Annotated in this window: 18 protein-coding genes; 3 read left to right on the top strand and 15 right to left on the bottom strand. The window is 66.0% G+C overall.

Features of this window, described 5'->3' with window-relative positions:
• Positions 1-130 precede the first annotated feature (130 nt).
• From GGR13_RS00835 to chpT, 5 genes are all read right to left on the bottom strand, one after another.
• Complete coding sequence (locus GGR13_RS00835; protein WP_183211574.1) at positions 131-2,047, bottom strand: vWA domain-containing protein; 1,917 nt, start codon at positions 2,045-2,047, stop codon at positions 131-133.
• A gap of 140 nt (positions 2,048-2,187) precedes the next feature.
• Positions 2,188-3,735, bottom strand: a complete 1,548-nt coding sequence (locus GGR13_RS00830; RefSeq protein ID WP_183211573.1) for a bifunctional GNAT family N-acetyltransferase/carbon-nitrogen hydrolase family protein — start codon at positions 3,733-3,735, stop codon at positions 2,188-2,190.
• Between the two features lie 126 nt (positions 3,736-3,861).
• The gene (locus GGR13_RS00825) at positions 3,862-4,677 is read right to left on the bottom strand and encodes a CheR family methyltransferase (RefSeq protein WP_183211572.1); all 816 of its coding nucleotides are present in this window, start codon (positions 4,675-4,677) and stop codon (positions 3,862-3,864) included.
• A gap of 7 nt (positions 4,678-4,684) precedes the next feature.
• Positions 4,685-5,056 carry a response regulator gene (locus GGR13_RS00820; protein WP_183211571.1) on the bottom strand — a complete coding sequence of 124 codons (372 nt, stop codon included), beginning with the start codon at positions 5,054-5,056 and terminating at the stop codon, positions 4,685-4,687.
• 86 nt (positions 5,057-5,142) lie between these two features.
• Complete coding sequence (chpT, locus tag GGR13_RS00815) at positions 5,143-5,832, bottom strand: histidine phosphotransferase ChpT (protein ID WP_183211570.1); 690 nt, start codon at positions 5,830-5,832, stop codon at positions 5,143-5,145.
• Positions 5,833-5,922: 90 nt separating this feature from the next.
• On the opposite strand from chpT, the gene cysQ reads away from it, so the two are divergent.
• Complete coding sequence (cysQ, locus tag GGR13_RS00810; RefSeq protein WP_183211569.1) at positions 5,923-6,714, top strand: 3'(2'),5'-bisphosphate nucleotidase CysQ; 792 nt, start codon at positions 5,923-5,925, stop codon at positions 6,712-6,714.
• A 6-nt stretch (positions 6,715-6,720) separates the two neighbouring features.
• On the opposite strand, the gene GGR13_RS00805 is transcribed toward cysQ, so the two are convergent.
• The 5 genes from GGR13_RS00805 to GGR13_RS00785 all read right to left on the bottom strand — a co-directional run bounded on the left by GGR13_RS00805 (position 6,721) and on the right by GGR13_RS00785 (position 12,649).
• Positions 6,721-7,977, bottom strand: coding sequence for a hypothetical protein (locus GGR13_RS00805; protein WP_183211568.1), 1,257 nt, complete (start codon positions 7,975-7,977; stop codon positions 6,721-6,723).
• A gap of 137 nt (positions 7,978-8,114) precedes the next feature.
• The gene (locus GGR13_RS00800) at positions 8,115-8,462 is read right to left on the bottom strand and encodes a hypothetical protein (protein ID WP_183211567.1); all 348 of its coding nucleotides are present in this window, start codon (positions 8,460-8,462) and stop codon (positions 8,115-8,117) included.
• Between the two features lie 62 nt (positions 8,463-8,524).
• Positions 8,525-9,307, bottom strand: a complete 783-nt coding sequence (locus tag GGR13_RS00795; RefSeq protein WP_183211566.1) for a hypothetical protein — start codon at positions 9,305-9,307, stop codon at positions 8,525-8,527.
• A 45-nt stretch (positions 9,308-9,352) separates the two neighbouring features.
• The gene (locus GGR13_RS00790) at positions 9,353-11,011 is read right to left on the bottom strand and encodes a peptide chain release factor 3 (RefSeq protein WP_183211565.1); all 1,659 of its coding nucleotides are present in this window, start codon (positions 11,009-11,011) and stop codon (positions 9,353-9,355) included.
• Between the two features lie 72 nt (positions 11,012-11,083).
• Entirely contained in the window at positions 11,084-12,649 is a 1,566-nt protein-coding gene (locus tag GGR13_RS00785) for a tetratricopeptide repeat protein (RefSeq protein WP_183211564.1), read from the bottom strand.
• 182 nt (positions 12,650-12,831) lie between these two features.
• Between GGR13_RS00785 and GGR13_RS00780 the strand changes: the two genes are divergently transcribed.
• On the top strand, positions 12,832-12,975 hold the full coding sequence (locus tag GGR13_RS00780; RefSeq protein ID WP_183211563.1) for a hypothetical protein: 144 nt from the start codon (positions 12,832-12,834) through the stop codon (positions 12,973-12,975).
• 27 nt (positions 12,976-13,002) lie between these two features.
• Here the strand turns inward: GGR13_RS00780 and GGR13_RS00775 are convergent, their stop codons facing one another.
• From GGR13_RS00775 to GGR13_RS00765, 3 genes are all read right to left on the bottom strand, one after another.
• Positions 13,003-14,631: a DUF1570 domain-containing protein gene (locus GGR13_RS00775; RefSeq protein WP_183211562.1), complete on the bottom strand. Its 1,629-nt coding sequence runs from the start codon at positions 14,629-14,631 to the stop codon at positions 13,003-13,005.
• Between the two features lie 91 nt (positions 14,632-14,722).
• Positions 14,723-15,103 carry a hypothetical protein gene (locus tag GGR13_RS00770; protein WP_183211561.1) on the bottom strand — a complete coding sequence of 127 codons (381 nt, stop codon included), beginning with the start codon at positions 15,101-15,103 and terminating at the stop codon, positions 14,723-14,725.
• A gap of 135 nt (positions 15,104-15,238) precedes the next feature.
• Positions 15,239-15,583, bottom strand: coding sequence for a DUF1491 family protein (locus tag GGR13_RS00765; RefSeq protein ID WP_183211560.1), 345 nt, complete (start codon positions 15,581-15,583; stop codon positions 15,239-15,241).
• Positions 15,584-15,639: 56 nt separating this feature from the next.
• On the opposite strand from GGR13_RS00765, the gene GGR13_RS00760 reads away from it, so the two are divergent.
• Entirely contained in the window at positions 15,640-16,497 is an 858-nt protein-coding gene (locus tag GGR13_RS00760) for a hypothetical protein (protein ID WP_183211559.1), read from the top strand.
• 68 nt (positions 16,498-16,565) lie between these two features.
• Here GGR13_RS00760 and GGR13_RS00755 read toward each other — a convergent pair whose 3' ends face one another.
• The gene (locus GGR13_RS00755; RefSeq protein ID WP_183211558.1) at positions 16,566-18,905 is read right to left on the bottom strand and encodes an EAL domain-containing protein; all 2,340 of its coding nucleotides are present in this window, start codon (positions 18,903-18,905) and stop codon (positions 16,566-16,568) included.
• Between the two features lie 4 nt (positions 18,906-18,909).
• Positions 18,910-19,527 carry a cupredoxin domain-containing protein gene (locus tag GGR13_RS00750; protein WP_183211557.1) on the bottom strand — a complete coding sequence of 206 codons (618 nt, stop codon included), beginning with the start codon at positions 19,525-19,527 and terminating at the stop codon, positions 18,910-18,912.
• Between the last annotated feature and the right edge of the window lie 29 nt (positions 19,528-19,556).

The following is a 19,556-nucleotide window of genomic DNA, read 5'->3' as shown; positions in this document are numbered from 1 at the left end:
CCGGCGAAAGCCGGGACCCAGTCCTTTCGCAAAGCAGGTTGAGCGGGCTCGAGAGCATGGGGTACCGGATTCAGCCATCGGCCCAAAGCACTGGGTCCCGGCTTCCGCAGGGATGAGCGGGCTGGAAAAATCAGCGCAGTTCTTCCGCCGCCCGGACCAGCTGCACGAAGTCGGCGCGCTCGCCATAGGGATCCTCACCGCGCGCCCCCTGGGCCTCGGCGATCACGGACGTCCAGTCATGACCGGGGGCCAACCACGGATCGGCCCGCAGCTTCTGGCCGAAGGCCGCGACGGCCAGGGCCCAGCGGGTGCTCTCCATCGGCCGCGTGGCAATCCGACCGCCTCCGCCGGGATTGGCGATGACCTTCTGCATCAGACGGGAATTCGCCTCGCCGGGCCGCTTGTAGCGGATCTGAACGAAGCCGACTTCGCCATCCGGATCGCCGCCCCCGACCTGGGTGGCGCGGTTGGCCTCGTATCGGCGTTCCGGAACCTGCGAGGCTCCTCCGACCGGCGTGATCTCGTACAGGGCGGTGACCGAAGCCCCGGACCCGACCTCTCCGGCGTCGATGGCGTCGTTGCTGAAATCTTCCTCGTTCAGCAGCCGGGTCTCATAGCCGATGAGGCGGTATTCGCTGACGCGTGCGGGGTTGAACTCGACCTGGATCTTGACGTCATCGGCGATGGGGAAGGCCCCCTTGTCGAAGGCCGGCCCGAACAGCCTGCGCGCCTCGTTCAGGTCGGCGACATAGCCCGCCGTGCCGTTGCCGGCCTGGCTGATCGTCTGCATCCGTGCGTCCTGGTAGTTGCCGCGGCCGAAGCCGTAGACCGACAGATAGATGCCGGTCCCGCGCTTCTCGGCGACATAATCCTCCAGACGCTTGTTGTCTGTGACGCCGACGTTGAAGTCGCCGTCGGTGAACATCAGGATGCGGTTGACCTTGTCGCGGCCGAAGCTCGCCTGGGCCTGATCATAGGCATTGGTCATGCCGGTCGCTCCGGCCGTGCCTCCGGCCGCTCTCAGGGTGGCGACAGCGCACCGCATCCTCAGCTTGTCCCAGCCGGGCGTGGGCACAAGGGTCGTGCCCGCCCCCTCGGCATAATAGGTGACCGCCACCGTGTCCTGAGGCCTCAGCCGGTCGATGATCAGGTTCATGGAGCGCTGGGCCAGTCCCAGCTTGTCGGGGCTGCCCATGGAGCCCGAGACATCCACCAGGAAGGTCAGGTTCAGCGGGCGGCGCTCGCCCTCGGGCAGTTCATAGCCCTGCAGCCCGATATGGACGATCTCGCGCCGCGCCGAAGGGTCCGACCATGGCGAGGGCACGACGGCGGTCGTGACGGCGAACGGCTCGGCGGGGTTGGTCGGGCGATCATAGCCGTAGTCGAAGGCGTTGATCATCTCCTCGACCCGGACCGCGTCGCGTGGCGGGGCGGAGCCGTCCTCGATGAAGCGCCGGACATTGGCATAGGACGCCGTGTCGACGTCGATCGAGAAGGTCGAGACGGGTTCGTCCGCCACCCGCTTCACCGGATTGGGCGTGGCGTCCGGATAGCGTTCGGTGTCGGTCCGGCCGGGCACCACGTATGCCGGCGACGCGACGGCCATCTCCGCCTGGGCAGACGGCCCTGGCCGGGGGGCAGGGGGCGGTGGCGGCACACGGCCGTTCGGGATCCGGCTGCCCGTAACGTCTCCGCCAATGACCGGGGGGCGTGGCGGTGCGGGTGGAGCCGGGGGAGGGGGCGGTCCGGGCACAGCAGCGGGCGGACCGCGATACTCGACCCGGTCCTCCTTTCTCGTCGGCTCGATCGGCCGGGCGGTGGGCGGTGGTGACACCGACTGCAGTCTTGTCCCGCTCACCACGATCGGGGTCATTCCAGCCCGTTCTGCGCTCGGCAGGGTGAACCCCAGCGTGGCACAGGCCGCGGGGGTGGCCTCGCCGTCACGGACGGGTCGCTGGATCTGGGAAGGGGCCACCGGACTGACGCTGCCGGGGGCGAGCAGCCCGATCCCGACAGCCATGGTCAGAGCCTGTTTCGCAACGGTCATCCTGGGTCCCTCCGGTGTTCGTCGAACTCCATGAGACCGCCCGTCCTCCGGCAAAACTATGGCGGGAAGACGGGCAAATCAGGACGCGGCAGGGCTGTGACCGAAAAACCGCCGGTCACGATCAGGCCAGGTTTTCGGAATCAGCCCCCGTCCGCCCAGACCGTCTTGTAGAGGTCGAACCGACGGTCCCGCAGGTTCCGTACCGTACCCTGCGACTTGGCCCAGGCCAGGTCGGACAGGTCGAGGTCCGCAACGGTCACCGTCTCGACGTTCTCGCTGGCCTCCGCCGCGATGCCGTCGCGCGCAAAGGGGAAATCGCACGGTGTCAGGATGCAGGACTGGGCATACTGCACATCCATGTTCTCGACGTTGGGCAGATTGCCAACATTGCCGGACAGGATGACGTAGCACTGGTTCTCGATGGCCCGGGCTTGGCTGCAATAGCGGACCCGCAGATAGCCCTGGCGGTTGTCAGTGCAGAAAGGGACGAACAGCAATCGCGCGCCTTCGTCGACGAGACGCCGCGCCAGTTCCGGGAACTCGGAATCGTAGCAGATCAGCACGCCGATCGGGCCACAGTCGGTTGGGATGGCATGCACCCGGTCGCCACCCTTGATGTTCCACCAGTGGCGTTCGTTCGGGGTCGGGTGGATCTTTTCCTGCTCATGCACCGAGCCGTCACGCAGGAAGACATAGGCGACGTTCTGGATCTCGCCGTCCTCGGTCCGGGTCGGGTGGGACCCGCCGATGATGTTGATGTTGTACTCGACCGCCATCCTGGACAGGGCTTCGACGAAGCGGGGCGTGTAGCGGGTCAAGGCCTCGATGGACTCGACCGGCGTCAGCTTCTTCTTTTCCAGCGACAGCAGTTGCAGGGTGAACAGCTCGGGGAAGACGACGAAGTCCGAGCGGTAGTCCGAGGTCACGTCGACGAAATACTCCACGTTGGCGATGAACTCCTCGAAGCTGGCGACCTTGCGGGCCTGCAGCTGCACCGTGGCAACACGGACCGTCTCCTTGACCGCAAAGGCGGCACCCCGGCCGTGGGTTTCGGCATAGTAGGGATTGCGCCAGACCATGTGCGCGGCATGGCCCATGGAGGCGGCGTCGGCGGACAGATAGTTCTCCAGCACGCCTATGGGCTCGAAACCCGACCGGATGTGGAAGCCGATGACGGGGTCGTTCAGCTTCCGCGCGGTGACGGCATCCAGATATTCGCGGGGGTTGGGATAGGCGGCCTTGCGCCGACCGAGCCCGGGCATGCGCCCGCCGAACACGATCCCGCGCAGGTTCTGGGCCTCGCACAGATCCCGCCGCGCATCATACAGCCGCTGGCCGATCCGGAGACGACGCCGGTCGGGGTCGACACAGACCTCCATGCCATAGAACCAGTCGCCGACCGGGTCATGCCGCGCGGCATAGCCCCCACCCGTGATCTGGGTCCAGGTATGGGGCGACATGGCCGTCGTCTCGTCGATCCTGAACCCGGCGGCATAGCCGACGATGGCACTGTCGTATTCCACGACGAACTGACCGTCCGGATAGGTGGCGATCTGGCCACGCAGCATGCCGGGCGTCAGCGCAGGCATGTCCTTGTAAACCTTGGCGACCAGCACCGAGATCGCGTCGACGTCGCTCAGCTTTGCGTTGCGGATCGACAGGAGGGCGGGCTTGTTGGGTTTCTTCATGCGCAGGTGAAACGCACGACGCCGGTGCCGGATCAACCCGGACCGTCGCTTTTCCTGAAACAGTTAGCGGTCAGGCAGCGTTCGTCAGAGGCGTCGAAGGCCTGTTGGAACGCATACGAACCGCGGTCAGGCCGCCCGGCTGAGGGCCGAGGGCGTCTTGACGAACAGACCTTTGCGGCCGTTGACAGGGCGGAAGGCCACGGTGTCGCCATCCAGGCGCTCGTCCGGTCCCAGGAACAGGACGCCGTCGTCGACCAGCCATCGTTCGAGGCCGTCGATGATCTGTCCACGGCGCGCTGGCTCGACATCGGTCAGCACGTGGCGACAGAAGATGACGTCAAACCGGTTTGACTCGGACACGTCGTCCAGAAGGTTGGCCCGGGCAAAGCGCACGGACTCGCGCAGGCTCTGGCTGGCGCGCCACTGTTCCTCGGCAGGCTCGAACCACTTGAGCATGGACGTGACCGAAAGGCCGCGCTGGATCTCGAAACCCGTGAAGACCCCGGTGCGCGCCCGGTCGATGGCGCGCTGTGACAGGTCGGTGGCGACGATTTCGGTATTGGCCCGCGCATCGAGGGCGGCCATGGCCAGCGAATAGGGTTCCTGGCCCGTCGAACATCCGGCCGACCACACCCGCACGAGACCTTCCGGGCGGACCCGGCCGATCGCGGGCAGGATTTCGTTGGCGAAGGTGTCGAACGGCGCACGATCCCGACGGAACCAGGTCTCGGCATTCAGCATGGCTTCGATCACGGACCAGGCGAGAGACGCCACCGGCTTGACCCAGAGCGACCCCAGGAGCGCTTCGACCGTATCGAAGCCCTCGCGCCGCGCCACGGGTCCCAGCCGGTGTTCCGCAAGGTGAATCCGGTCGCGAGTCAGCCGGAAGCCGGCCCGTGAGGCCAGCAGGGTCTGAAGGCGGTCGAAATCGTCCTGGGTCATGGCAGGCTCAGATTGCCCCGACCTCGGCCAGCTTCGCCTGCAGGATTTCACCGTCGAAAGGCTTCATCACATACTCGTCTGCACCCGCGGCCAAAGCTTCCGCGATCCGTTCAGGCTGGGTCTCTATGGTGCAGAATAGCACTTTCGGAGCCAGACCACCCGGCAGTTCGCGAAGCCTGCGAATAAAGGTCAGTCCGTCCATGACCGGCATGTTCCAGTCCAGCAGCACGACATCCGGCAACAGCGAGTTGCAGTAGATCAGGGCCTCGGCACCGTCGGCCGCCTCGTCGACCTCGAACCCGAGGCCTTCGACGATGCGGCGGGCCACCTTGCGGATGATGCGGCTGTCATCGACGATGAGACAGGTGCGAACGGTCAAAAGGTTTCCCTCCGGTGCGCAGCCTCGATGCGGCGACCGTCGCCAGTATTCGCTACGTTGGGTTAACGACCCGTTGGGACCCTGCGCTAAACTGCCATTCGGGCAATGATTTCCACCTGTCCTTCGGTTGGGACAGCCGTCAGTGTTCCACCCGCGCCGGACACCGTGAGCCACAGCCAGTAGGGCTGGATCCATTGCCCGGGCAGCCCGTCCGTCAGTCGCTCTCCGGCAAAACCCGTGACCGCCTCGGGCTTCAGACGCGCCCGATTCCCAACAGCCGTGCCCCGCAGCACGAGGGTGTCGCCCTCCCGCGCGGTCGTGATCGTGGCGACCCCGCCCGAGGGCAGGGCTGATGCCGCGAGATAGGCCAGATTGACCAGAGCGCGGGCCGCGGGCTTGGCAAACTCGGTCTCCGAGACGGACCAGTCGAGCGAGGCCCGGCCGCCGGCGACCATGTCGGCGACCAGCGCACGCAGGTCCTCTGCGCTGAAACGTTCCGAAGTGGTGGCGGCGCCGAAGGCCACGCGGCAGAACTGGACCAGGGCCGCCATCTTGGTCGCGCTCTGCTGGATCAGGTTCATGGCGTCGTCGCGCATGTCCTGCGCCGTCGGATCGCTCAGCAGGTCGAGACCGGACAGAATGGCACCGGCCGGGCTGATGAAATCGTGGCAGAGCTTGCCGGCGATATAGGCCGCAAGTTCCTGCCCATCGATCGGCCGATCGGCGTCCATGACCGGCAGGACGGGGTCATTGGCAAGTTCGGCGTTGAAGGTCATGGGATCTCGACAGGGCAGTGCGGCTTGGCGTGGCAACCTGCCTTGATTTGGCAGTTCATGAAACCGCCTGTGTCGTTTAACGGGAAGCGCATGACTGACAGACTCTCGCGTGACCTGGCTTCGGGTGTGCTGCATGAAGCGATTACGGAGATCGCCGAAGCGGCGGCCCGCGTGATCCTGCCCTATTGGCGCGTGGGCACGGCGGTCGAGACCAAATCCGACGACAGCCCGGTGACCCAGGCCGACCAGAAGGCCGAGGCTCTGATCCTCGAGTGCCTGGGCAAGGTCTACCCCGAGATCCAGACGGTCGCCGAGGAGGCTGTGGCTGAAAATGGCATGCCCAGCCATGCGGCCGACCGCTTCTGGCTGATCGACCCGCTCGATGGGACCAAGGGCTTCATCACCGGCAAGGAAAGCTTCACCGTCAACATCGCCCTGATCCAGGACGGAGTTGCGGTCGCTGGAGTTGTGACGGCGCCCGCCACGTCGGTGTCCTGGCGCACGGGGATCTCAGCCGGCGAGCGGGTCGCGCTGCGTCGCCGCTTCGGCGAGGCCTGGCAACTGATTCGTGTGCGGGACCGGCCCGCCGACGGCATTGCCCTGCTCAGCCATTCGATGAGCGATGAAGAGGCCACGCGCCTGGCGGCCCGGCATGGCTGCACGCGCTGGCAGGGCATGGATTCCTCGATGAAATTCTGTCTGCTGGCCGAGGGGCGGTTCGATGCCTATCCCCGGACCGGACCGACCCACGAGTGGGACACGGCAGCCGGTCAGGCGGTGCTCGAGGCCGCAGGCGGGCGTGTGCTTGCGTCTGACGGCGCGCCGCTCCTCTATGGCAAGCCAGGCTTCAAGAACGGGCCGTTCGTCGCCATGGGCGGCTGATCCAGGTCAGGCGGCCACGGTCAGCCGGTCGTTCAGCTGATCGGCCCTTTCGGCCAGTGATCGCACACCCTGTTCACGGGCCGTCGCCGCTGCCTCGATCAGGGCCATCCGCAGATCGCCGTCTCTTGTTCCCGTCAGCCGCGTTCGCGCCAAGGCGATCCGGCCAAGGGCGATCTGATCCGTGGCCCAGTCGAGGGCCGTGACCCCAGGACCCATCCGTCGCAGTCCGTCGAGCAGTCTCGCCTCGATCTGATCCAGCCCACTGAGGTCTCCGAGCGACGCAAGGACGTCGATCTCCCTGGCGTATTTCGCCTCGCGCGCGAGGGCACCGAGCGTCAGCCCGCGTCCCCGCGTCAGATCCTCGGCCTGGTTAAGCACGCCCTGGCTGGGCGGTGTCGGGCCCTGGCTGCGGACCAGCTGGATGGCGACCCAGTCCATCGGACTGTGATCAGGCGTGAACTGGTCGGCGGCCGCATCGAAGAGCACGCGCGCCTGATCGGTCGCATTGGGATCGTTGGCCATCGCAGCCAGTGCGCCCATGCCCGATGCGCAAAGCGTCAGCGCCCTGGCCCGGCTGAGCGGGCGATAGTCAGGCGATGCCGCTTCCACGAGGCCCTGCAACGTCTGTCCGGCCTCGTCGAGCCGCGTCGGGTCACGCAGCGCCACGCCCAGTTCCAGCGCCAGACCCGCGCGTTCAAGCAGCAGATCCTCGATGTCGGCGCTGGCTTTGCCGCGGGCTGCCCGGATGACGATATCCATCATGCCCAGCACGGTGCCCAATGCCGTCAGATCCCCATCCAGCCAGACCTGCCGCGCCCGCAGGCGGGCACTGAGAGCCGCCATGGCCGTTGCGGTACCGACCTGCGACGGCTGTGCCGACGCGGGAAGCAGGGCAAGAGCAGCCACGAGATGCTCTGGGCCCCCGCATAGATCGAACCGCAGCATCAGGATGCGCGCCGCTTCGATCGTCGCTCTCGCGCCCTCGTCGGCGTTGCGGGCATGTTTCGCGGCGTCCGTTGCGGCGTCGGCGGCCTTTGTCAGGCTGTCCGTGGCGCCCGCGCGGCGGGCATGCTCGCGCCAAAGCGCACAGGCTTTCGACCATGCCGCATACGGGCGGGCGCACGAGACCCGTCCCGCGTCCGTCGTCTGTTGACGCGCTTCCTGGAACAGCAGGTCCGTCCCGACCAGCTCCAGCCAGCTCAGGTCATCGCTGTCCCGGGCCTGGGCGAAGATTTTTCTCAGGTCTCGTCCGAACTCGAACATGGTGCCGTCTGTCTCCGTCGTCCCGCATCGAGACTGTCGCAGCGGTCCCTCGCCGTCCCTTGCAAACGCGACGCCGCTCTGACGGTTCGACTTCACCATAAGACGAACGGCAAGTCAGCCGCTTCTTGTGCCGCGGTTCAGCCGAGATCCGGCGTTCGGCGCCGGCAGGTCTCGAGGTCGCTGCGCGCCTTGACGCTGGCGGACCCCAGTTCGCGCACGGCGAGGATGCGGGCACGGGTCTGGTCGGTATCGGCCTCTCCAGGCGCGCGACCCGCCGCAAGGGCCGCCTGGCTGGCCGCCAGTGACCAGTAGAGCGCGGCATCGAAGAGCCTGCGCCCCTCCGTACTCTCGCCGCCTTCAAGTTCCGATGCCGCCTGGGTCAGCCCGGCACACCGAACCACCTCGACATAAGGCATCATGCGCGTCGGCGGTGCGACCGGCGCAACGGCCTGAACGAGCAGGGCAAGGGCGAACAGGCGGAGCATTCAGGCGGGTCGGACAAACAAGATGGAACGGGCGCAGACGGTGTCGGTCGGCACGTCGGCGGTCAAGCGTCCTGATCCGGATCGATCTCGAGATCCGGGACGACACGGCCGGGATCGTCGGCGTGGAACCGGGCCTCGGCCGGCACATCCCCGGCAGCGCAGGCCTTCCAGCGATCTTCCATCCCCAGTGCCGTTTCGCCCAGCCGGGCCCGGGTCACCAGCACCCCGTCCGGTGCCGCCTCGTAATCGACGATATAGGGCGGGCCCTCACCGCCCAGCTCCGTCTGACATGTCTGGCGCTCGCGCCAGGTCGTGTCGCTGACCTGGGTGATCTCGCCTGGCTCGCAGCCCCCGAAGTCGATCGTGAAAGTGAGTTCCGACAGCCACGCCAGGTCGCCAGCCAGGGGCCAGATCTGGTTGCACGCCTTGTCGCCCCTCACATAGTAGCCGATCGGGAGCGGGGGCAGGGCTGAGGCCGGCCCCGTCGGCACGGCCGCCGTCCGGGTGTCAGTGCCACTGGCCGGCCCGGCAGCCGGCACTGCCGGGGCGGGCGGACTTGCCGTTTCGATGCGACCGAGCAGTTCGGCCACGGGGTCGCGAGGAGCGGCGGGTGAAACCGGTGCCGGAGGCGCAATGCGTCGAACCTGTGGCAGAGGCGGGCTCGGCGGGCGTGACCCCAGCGAACTGTCCGCAGGACCCGTGTTCAGGGACTGGGTCGTGGTTCGCGCGCTCGGCTGGCGTCCCGTTTCCTGCGCCACTACCGGGCCAACGACGACGACGCTGACCGCGAGGGCAGCACCGACGACCGACGAAAACAAAGCCTTGCGTTCCATGGCGACAAGCATGCCCATCTCTATGCGACGTAAGAATGACCGTGCGGACCGGCGTTATCAGCCCCGTTCTTTCGTCCGGGTAAAGGCCACCTTCGGGAAACGCTCGGTCGCATAGCCGGTTTCCCAGCTCGACTTGGCCAGGAAGACCGGGTCCTGATCGAGGTCCCGGGCCATCTGGCCCCGATATTTGGACATGAAGTCCTCGACATCGGCCGGCCCTGCACCCGGGGCCGGCATGATCCAGCGCGCCTCGGCAAAGGGCGAGGGCTCGAAGATGACGTCCAGGCCGTATTCCTCGCCCAGGCGGTCAGCCATGACCTCGAACTGCAGCTGGCCCACGGCCCCGACGATGAAGTCCGATCCCATCTCGGGGCGGAACAGCTGGGTCACGCCCTCCTCGGCCAGGCCATCCAGCGCCTTCTTCAGATGCTTGGCCTTGAGGGGGTCCTTGACCCGGACGCGCTGCAGGATCTCCGGCGCGAAATTCGGCAGGCCGGCGAACCGGATCATGCCGCTTTCCGACAGGCTGTCGCCGACGCGAAGGACGCCGTGGTTGGGAATGCCGATCACGTCGCCGGCAAAGGCGTCCTCGGCCAGTTCCCGGTCGCTGGCGAAGAACATGATCGGCGCATTGACCGACAGCTGCTTGCCCGTGTTCTGGACCTTCAGCTTCATGCCGCGCTTGAACGATCCGCTGGCCATGCGGAACATGGCGATCCGGTCGCGGTGGTTGGGGTCCATATTGGCCTGGACCTTGAAGACAAAGCCGGTGACCTCGGCCGAGCCGGGATCGACGACCAGATCGACCGGGGCGGGGGCGTTGCGGGTCTCGGGCGGCGCTTCCTTCTTCGCCTTCATGGTCTTGGGCGGCGGAGCCCATTCACCGATCGCGGCCAGCAGCTCGTCGATGCCGAAATGGCGCAGCGCCGAGCCCCACAGCACCGGCGTCATGTGGCCCTCCAGGAAGGCCTGCCGGTCAAAGGCCGGATAGCCGCCGGTCACCAGTTCGGCCGCGTCCAGCAGCTCCTGATGCTCGCCCGGCTCGAAATAGCGTTCGGCCTCGGCCAGCGGCAGGGCCTCGGGGTGACCCGCGTCCTCGGTGGCTCCGGGGATCTTGCGGGCATAAGGCTGGAAGGTGCCGGTGCCCATCTCGACCATGCCGCGCAGCCGGTTGCCGCTCTGCGCCGGCCACCAGATCGGGGCGGGATCGAGCTGGAGCTTGGACGCGATCTCGTCCAGCAGGGCCATGGGATCCTGGGCCTCGCGGTCCAGCTTGTTGATGAAGGTGATGATCGGAATGTCGCGCAGGCGGCAGACCTCGAACAGCTTCAGCGTCTGGGGCTCGATCCCCTTGGCGGCGTCCAGCACCATGATGGCGCAATCGGCCGCGGTCAGGGTGCGATAGGTGTCTTCCGAAAAGTCCTCGTGGCCCGGGGTGTCCAGCAGGTTGAACATCTTGGCCACGCCATCGGCTCCGGCGTGCTCGAACGTCATGACCGAGGCGCTGACCGAGATGCCGCGTTCCTTCTCGATCTTCATCCAGTCGGACTGGGTCCGGCGGTTCTCGCCCCGCGCCCGGACGGCACCGGCGGCCCGAATGGCACCGCCTGCCAGCAGGATGTGCTCGGTCAGCGTCGTCTTGCCCGCATCGGGGTGGGCGATGATGGCGAAGGTCCGCCGGCGGGCGGCCTCCTGATCGAGAGAAAGCTTGGACATGATGACAATCGGGACCGGTGTCGGGATGACAGCACGGGAAACGCGCGGACCTAGCGCGTCAGGCCCGTGAAGTCACGCCGCCGGTGACCCGGGGGCCGCTTCGCCGACCGGTTGGCCTCCCTGTCCCGCTTCGTCAGGCCGTTGCCCGGCGCGGGCCCTTTCGAGCAATCGCTGAGCGGCCTCGGCGGCACCCCGGCCGTGAGCCGCATTGGCGAGCGGTTCCAGCAGCGTGATGGCGAGATCGAACTCGCCCCGCAGCATGGCCGCTTCCGACAGGCCCAGTCGGATCGCGGGCATCTGCGGGGCCTGATGAAAGGCCTCGACCCAGGTCGCCAGGTCGTTGTCGTTGGGATAGCCGGGAGCCTTCACCCGGGACTGAGCCAGCATGTAAAGGGTGTAGTAGTGGGTCGGGTCCGCCGCGTAAGCGCGGGCCAGGTAGGCTCGGGCCCGCCCCAGCAGATCGACTTCCTGCTCAGGGGCATCCTTCGCCTGCGCCGTCCGTCGTCGGGCCATGAGCAACAGCGCGTCGATGTTTTCAGGATCGCGCTCGAGCACGCGCGTGAGGATCGTTTCGGCCACGGCCGGGTCACCCAGCTTGTACTCGGCATGGGCGAGGACCCTGAGCGCAAAAAGGTCGTCCGGATGCCGCGCCGCCGCACGGCGGATGCTTTCGAGGGTTGATGCACGAAGGTCCGGCGAAATGTCGCCCTTCAGGCTCTGTCCCGGCAACAGCAGGTCATCAGCGGATTGCGGCAGTCGCGTCACCACGATGTCGCCCGGGGCGGAACGGACCTCGCCCCCCACGACCTTGAGCGACGTGTTCAGGTAGGAGCGCAATTCGCGTCGCAGCCCTTCCGCATTCAGGCCTGTGGCGGTCTGAAGCGCCTGATCGGACGGGGTGCCCGTCCGCACCGCAGCGATATAGGCATCCAGCTGGGCGCGTCGCGTCGTGTCGCTCTGGAACCAGTGGGTCAGAAGCCAGGCGACCGGATAGTAGGTGTCGCGCTGCTGCCCGTTCCGGACCTCGTTCTGGGTCCGGGTGACCAGCACATCGATCGGAATCCACGTCCGGTTGGACAGGGCGCTGACCCGACCGCTGTTGAAGTTGCCGACCTTGACGAGGTCACCCTCGATCTCGGCCGTCATGAAATATTCGGCCAGCCCCTCGATCAGCCAGGCCGGATAGCCGACGGCGGCCTGGGTCTGATAAGAAAAGTGGTGGAAATATTCGTGTAGCAGGATGTCGTCGCCGAGGTGCCGCAAGGCGACTGCAAAGATGTCCTCTCCACTCGGCCGATAGAAGCCAGCCACATTCCGTCCGGCATCGGGGTGGATGCGCGACAGGGCCTGTGGCCCCTCGACCAGATAGACCGGAAGCTTCCGGCCGAGCGTTTCGTCGGGAACCGCGAACAGCTGGCGCAGAAACGCGTCGTAGGTCTCGAGCTTGCGGACATACTCTCGGAGATCGCGTTCGCTGCCATCACTGTAGACGATGAAGCGCGCACTCTCGGCCCGTTTCCATTCGGCAAGGGCGGGGCTTGCAACCGACAAACTGGCGAGGGTCGTCAGCAAGACGCCGAGGTGGACGACGCGACGCGTCCACGGCCTGCGGCGACGGTTCAACTTGGCGACGCTCATCCGATACCCTTTCAAGCTGACCCGGACAATCCCGATTAACGGGTGTTGATGGCAACGTTGAGGCGTGCCGCGTGCATCATCATTCTGCTCTCGCCAATCATCGATTTCTGGGTCAGTCTGCGCCTGCGAGACGCCCTGCCACGAAGCCGGGTGCCGCGAGGAACGTCACAAGGAACGCTGCCATGGCCCTGATCCATCCTGCCGCCCGTCCGTCCATGCCGCTGTCGAAGCGCAAATTTCATCCTGCGCTCTGTTTGCTGACCGGCTTCGTCTTCATCCTTGGCCTGGGCCTTCTGGTGCACCTGGTGTTCAATCTGGTGGTCTGATCAGCCGAGAAGCGTCCGGCGGCGCAGCTAGTCTGCTGCCGGTTCTGCTTCTGCTTCGCCGGGATCGGCAGGGGCTTCGGAAACAGGCTCGACCGGTTGACCCAGCGCGGCCTGCGCCGTCGCGACCAGGGCCTTGGCTCGCCGTGTCCATGATCCGCCATGGGGGCTGTTTGCGACTGGACGCACAGTCGCCAGGGCGAGGTCGGGTCTCTCTCGTGCGAGATAGGCCTGCGCCAGGCGCATGCGGATGTCGAACGACTGCGGAGCCAGGCCGTTCGCCAGTTCCAGTACATTCAGGTCATTGTCGTTCGGATAGCCCGGTTGTCCCACCCGCGTGAGATTGATCGACCGATAGGTGAGAAAGTTCAGGGGATCGGTGTCCAGGGAGCGCACGAGATAGCTTCGCGCCTCCCTGAGATTTCCGGTCGCCTCGGCCGGATCTGTTTCCGGTCCCGTCTGGTCAAGCAGCAGGTCCGCCGCGAGACGCAGCAGATCGGGATCCGTCTGGGTCCGCGTCAGATGCGGCTCGATCAGCTCAAACCCAGCCTTTGAATTTCCCGACAGCCTGTGGGCGCGCGCAGCCACACGCAGTCGCAGCAGATCGTCCGTGGGTTCTTGCGTGGCCGCGAGAGCGGTCCGGATCAGTTCGGCCCGATGCTCGGCATCTTCGCGAACGGCCGTTTCGCGACGGCGGCGCACCGCTTCGGTCTCGCCTTCAGCCGGTTCGACAGGCTCGACCTTCACGGGTTCGCGGTCCAGACGCAGATCAAGCCAGATCAACTCCGCCTGCGAGGGCGAAAGGCGCGAAATCTCGACGTCCGATGTCGGGAACTCGACCTGTGGGATAAAGGACTGGATGGAGCCCGAGAGATACAGGCGCATGTCGGTCTGCAGCTGTGCTGCGGACCTGCCGGTCACCCGCTCCATCGCAACCAGGGAGTCCTCGCCCTGGGTGACCGCGGTCAGATACTGCGCCAGCATCTGCTTACGCTCCGGCGTGCTGAGGAGATAATGCGTCAGCCCCCAGGCCTGGGCATAGTAGTCCCCTGCGCGATAGCGCCCAGAGCCGAGAACCTTCCACTTCAGGACATCGGCCATCGGGGCCCAGCTGTTCGGCGACAGCTGGACGAAAAAGCTCATCCGGTCCTTGTCATGCCGGCCAAACTCGATTCGGTCCGGCCGGACGTCAGCCGTGGCGTAATACTCTGCGAACCCCTCGACGAACCACGCCGGATAGGCATTGGCCCGCATCTGGAACATGAAGTGGTGGGCGTATTCGTGAAAAAGAACGAGCGTGCCCGCAGCGCTGTCCGTGTCGACGACCGCATGGATGCGGCCGCTGTTGGGAGAATAGAACCCCCCGACCGATGCCCCGATACTTGGTTCGGCCTTGAGCATGTCACGCCGTCCATCGGCCAGATAGACCTCCAGCTTGGGAACTTCGAAATCCGTCGGGATCGGATAATAGGTCCTCAGGAAGCTGTCGAACCGCTGCACCTTCTGGGCATAGTTGCGCAGCGTGCGCTCGTTCGTGTCGCCATAGATGATGAAATTCTGTGTCTCGGCACGCAGCCACTCGGCAGATGCGGGGGATGACAGGCTGAGCGCTATGGCGGCTGCCGCAAGGAGGCTCTTGCCGATCGTTGCTGGTGACATTGGGGACCCTTCTGCTCGCTAGACGCTACCAATCGGAAACGCGCGATTCAAGGTTGTCCTTCAGGTCAAAATGTCCCGAGCGGTCGCCCGGTCAGGCCGCCATGCGACCCCAGACCACCTTGTCGGCCTCGACGGCGCTCAGTCGGCCCTTGAGGTCTCGGCTCTTGAGCTGGCGCATGACAGGGTCGGGCAAAGCGCAGAAACGGGGTTCGACCAATTCGGGCGCGCAATCCTTGGCGGGAGCGGCGAACAGGGCCGCGTTGATCTCTGGCGAGCGATTGGCGATCAGCCAGGCCAGACGCCGTGCGCGGACCGGGTCGCTGCGATGCATCAGCGGTTCTTCGGAGAACAGTTCGCAGCCGAGTTCGACAACGTAATCGAGTCCGAGTTTCTCGAAACGACGGGCGTCGCCGGGCGTGACCGGGCAGGCCTCGTCCAGATCGAAGACAACATCGTTAAGCAGGAACAGCATGGGGCGGACTCACCGACGCCGACGCTTCTCGTCGACACCGTGACCTTACGCCCCGGTCACTTGCAGTCCGGTTCACGAACGCGGTTAAGGATTTGCGACTGCGGACGGACGAGATCTTCTGTGTCCGGGTCGGGTTCACGGGCCGTTTCGTTCGCCCTGAACCGTCTCGGTCAGGAAGTGACGACCCTGCCGGTCCTCAATCTCGACCACCCACAGGTCGGCATCGTAGCCGATCTGACGCTGGATGTAGGCATCCAGTTCGGACTCCAGATCACTGGTTACCGGCTGAATCCAGAGGCGTTCTCCCTCGGCGCCAAAGGCTTCGCTGTACAGGCGCGCGGTGCGGGTCGAGGTATCATAGGCCTTGATGATGACGGTCCCGGCACGGGCATCGCCCTTGCGGACAACGACCGCGTTGGCCCCGCCGATCTCGGCGCGTCGGATCAGGGCACCCACCCACAGGTCGCTGGATAGAAGCAATTCGGTAACCCTGCTCGGAAACGGGACCACAACGCCGGCTGGCCTAGGGTCGCGCCATGAGGATAGGCCATTTCCATCGCCATGCCACCGTTGCGCTGATTGCGGCGACGGCTGTGTCCACGCCGCTGACGGCCTGGGCCAATGCGGCAGGGGCCTATTACGACCGCAGTTTCGTCCTGGCCGCGCATCGGCAATGCGCCCTGTTCGGCCCGGGTGTCGTGTCTGCCCTGACCGCATCGTCTCTGCAGGCGCGCGGTGCCGCGGTGCGCGCCGGCGTCACCGAGGTCGCGCTGGCCGCGACGGCCGCACGTGCCCGGACCCGGGCATCGGCGACGGACTGCAACGATCCGCAACTGCGGCTCGTCCAGACGCGGGTGAACAGTGCGTTTGAAGGCTGGGCGACCCTGGCCAAGATGACCTTCCCGGGCGGGCGGAACGACTGGCTGGCCGATCGTTCGTCCTTTTCCAGCCCGACATGGCGGTTGATGCAGGCTTCGGTGACCGGAGCCTCGCCGGTCAGTTTCGGCATGGCTGCCTCGCCGGATGGGACAGAGCAGGTTCAGGCCGTGGTGTCCTTCGTCGGAAAACCCCGGCCCTATGCCGCGCGGATCGTCCTCAGGGATGCCAGCCGACTGCCTCGGCCCCTGCCTGCGGCCCTGCCACCGGAGACCTCGCGTCAGGCCTTCTGGGCTCTTGCCAATGCGGATGCACAGCCGACCCTGCTGGCGACCGATCGCAAACAGGGACAGGCCTGGGCCTTCCCGGATGCGACCGCCGATGCCCTGGCCCGACTGGATCCGCGTGAACCGTTTGTGCTCGAGTTTCTGTTTCGCGACGACAGCATCGCCCGGGCGACCTTCCAGGCCGGCGACTTCGCGGCCGGGCGGGCCTTCATCGGCATGGGCCGGCTCTAGGCCCAAGGGATCTGTCGAAAGGGCTCCGGCATCACGGGGGCCGGAGAGGTCAGGCTATTCCCCGGGTCTCAGGCCGCTCTGGTAGCCGGTTTCACACCGGGCGTTTCGTCCCGTCCGCTGACGGGAACCGCAGGTTCACCCAGACGCACGATCAGGTCGGCGATCGGCATGGGGCGGGCAATGAAGTAGCCCTGGGCCAGGTCACAGCCCATGCCCTGCAGCAGGGCCAGCGCGGTCGCGGTCTCGACGCCCTCGGCCGTGACCTTCAGCCCGAGGCTGTGGGCCAGATCGATCGTCGATTTCACCAGCAGACCGTCTCGCGAAGAGGTGTCGAGCGGCAGCACGAAGCTCTTGTCGATCTTCAGTTCATCGGCCCTGATCTGTTTCAGATAGGCCAGCGAGGACAGGCCCGAGCCATAGTCGTCAATGGAGACGGCGATACCGGCAGCGGCGAAGCGATCGATGATCGACAGAGCCACCTTCGGGTTGTCGATGACGGCCGTCTCGGTGATCTCGAAACACAGCTTGGCATTGGCTGCCGCCACCTTGCCCAGGGCGAAGGCGGCAAAGCTCTCGTCCGACAGCAGGCGTCCCGACACATTGACCGAAAGGGTCATGTCGTATCCGGCCTTGGCAAGAACGCGCTGGTCCTTGATCGCCTGGCGGATGACCCATTCCGTCAAGGGCCGGATCTGGCCGGTTTCCTCGGCCATGCCGATGAACAGGTCCGGCGAGACGAAGCCGCGTGCCGGGTCCCGCCAGCGCATCAGCGCCTCTGCCCCGTTGATGACACCCGCCCGAAGATCATATTTGGGCTGATAGGCCACCCAGACGTCGCCATTCTTCAAGGCCGACATCAGGTTGCTGATCAAGGACAGGTTATCGCCCGGGTCGCCATAGGTGACGGCGTCGAACAGACTGGCGCGCTGTCGCGAGGTGCGGGCCTGGTCGAGCGCAATCGCGGCGCGATCGACGGCCGAGTCGACGCCGCCTGGCTGAGCGCCACAGAACGCCACACCGGCGGTGAGGCTGACATCCACAGTCGTCCCGCTCAACTTCACCGGTGCTTCCGCGCTGGCGCACAGGGTTTGGGCGATGGTGAGGGCCTGGTCTTCATCCGCGGCCTTGACCACCAGTCCGAGCGCACCCGCTCCGACGCGGGCGATGGCCGAGCCATTGGACAGGGCGACAAGTCTTGCCCCCAGAGCGGTCATCATCTGGGCCATGGACTCATAGCCGATGGCGTTGCGCATCACCTCGAACCGGTCGATGCCGAGGAGGATGACCCAGGCCGCAGTGTCCGCCGACGCCTCGCCCTCCAGCCACAGCCTGTTCGGAAGGCCGGATTCCTGATCGTGCAGGGCCATGTGCGTCAGGCGGGCCTCGCGGTCGCGGATGTCCCCGGCCATGCCATTGAAACTGTGCGCCAGTCGCCCGATCTCGTCCTGTGACGTGATCGCAACCTCGACGTGGTCCCCCTGCTGAAGCCGCTGGACGGCGTTGTCGAGGACGCTGATCGGACGGGTGATGTCGCGGGTCAGGAAATATGTACCGGCTGCCAGGATGGCCGCTCCGATCAGGGCAATGACGCCAAGCGCGATGAACAGGGGCGAATAGGGTTTCATGGCCGCCGCCATCGGATAGGTCAGCACCAGCACGGACGGCTGGTTGTCATCGAAATTCGGCAGGGCCTTGGCGAGCACCATCGCCGGGCCCGACGCGGTCCGCGTGGTCACGGGCACGGCGTTCGCACTCGCCAGACCCGACTCGATCGCCCCCCTCAGCATCGGCTGGGCTTCCGAGCCATTGCCCCACCCGGACGGTGAGCGGCTCATGACCGATGCCGAGAGCGGGATGGCGGACAGGCTTTCCAGATTGCGCATCTGGGCGTCGTCCAGACGCTCCACGAAAACGACCCAGCCAATCAGAACCGGGGCCATGATCGGCGCGGCCACGGCCTGATAGGCCTGGCCTTCGAGGGTCAGGACCCCCGCTTCGACGCCTGCCTGGTCGAGGCCGTTCCACAGGACATCGATCTCGGCATCGACCGGGCTGACGCCGGTCGACGTCAGATATCCATCTGTGGCCAGGATCATTGCCCCGTCGACACCCTGCCGGTTGCGGAGGTTGTCGAGCGCGGATCGCACCGTGGCTTCGTCACCTGTGGCCAGGGCTTCGCGGAATCCATAGTCCTGCGCCAGGACCGAGGCCCCCTGGCGAAGCTGGTCTGATCGGGAATCCCAGATCTGTTCGTAAACCTCGCCCGAGGCAGCCAGTTCGTCGCGCACCACGCCCCGCGCGCTATTGGCCACCGCCGTGACGACGGCAACAGCCACCATCAGCAGGGTCACGCCGAACAGCCCCATATAGAGAACCGTCAGCTTGGTCTGGAGGCGTTTGAACGTCACGGCCCTAACGCACCGAAGCCCGGGCAGAGAAATCGCCGGTGAACGTCTGCCGGCCAGCGCTGCTGGTCACAGTGATGGCGCGCGAGCCCTCGTTGCCACGTCCGGCAAGACGAGGATGCCAGACCCTGAGCGTGGCTCCTCCGGCCGGCACCGCGCTCAGGGTCACGTCACCATTGGTCCCGGTCTTGGCCGCCCAGGGCGTGTCGACGACCCGGATATAAGCCAGCATCTGGTCGTGGATATTGCAGCCGAGCGCTGCGATCCCGACCGAAGCGAAGGTGTGGGTTCGTGTCTGATCCCGCCCGAAGAGTTCGATCTCGAAGCGGTTGCCCCGCGAGAAGGAATAGACCTGATGCCGGACCCGATCGAGGTTCGGGAAGGACACCGTGCCGCCCACCGGAACCACCAGAACATAGGGGTCGAACTGGATGTCCTGCTGGGTCATGCGAAGCGGCCAGCTGAAGCGTATGGGGCCGCGGGGGACGCCCGATGCCGGGTGTACCGTAACGACGGCATCCTTGACCGGTCGCCCGGCGGCGTCGCGCACGCTCACCGACAGGTCACCGGCGTGGCTTGCCGTAGCGATCAGAAGAATGGAGCAAAGGGCGAGAAGAAACTTCATGGCCCCACATTAAGGCTCACCCGTGAACT

Source organism: Brevundimonas variabilis, assembly GCF_014199945.1.
Lineage (GTDB): Bacteria > Pseudomonadota > Alphaproteobacteria > Caulobacterales > Caulobacteraceae > Brevundimonas > Brevundimonas variabilis.
Note: the sequence above shows the minus strand (reverse complement) of the source record. Positions and strands in the feature narration are given on the sequence as shown.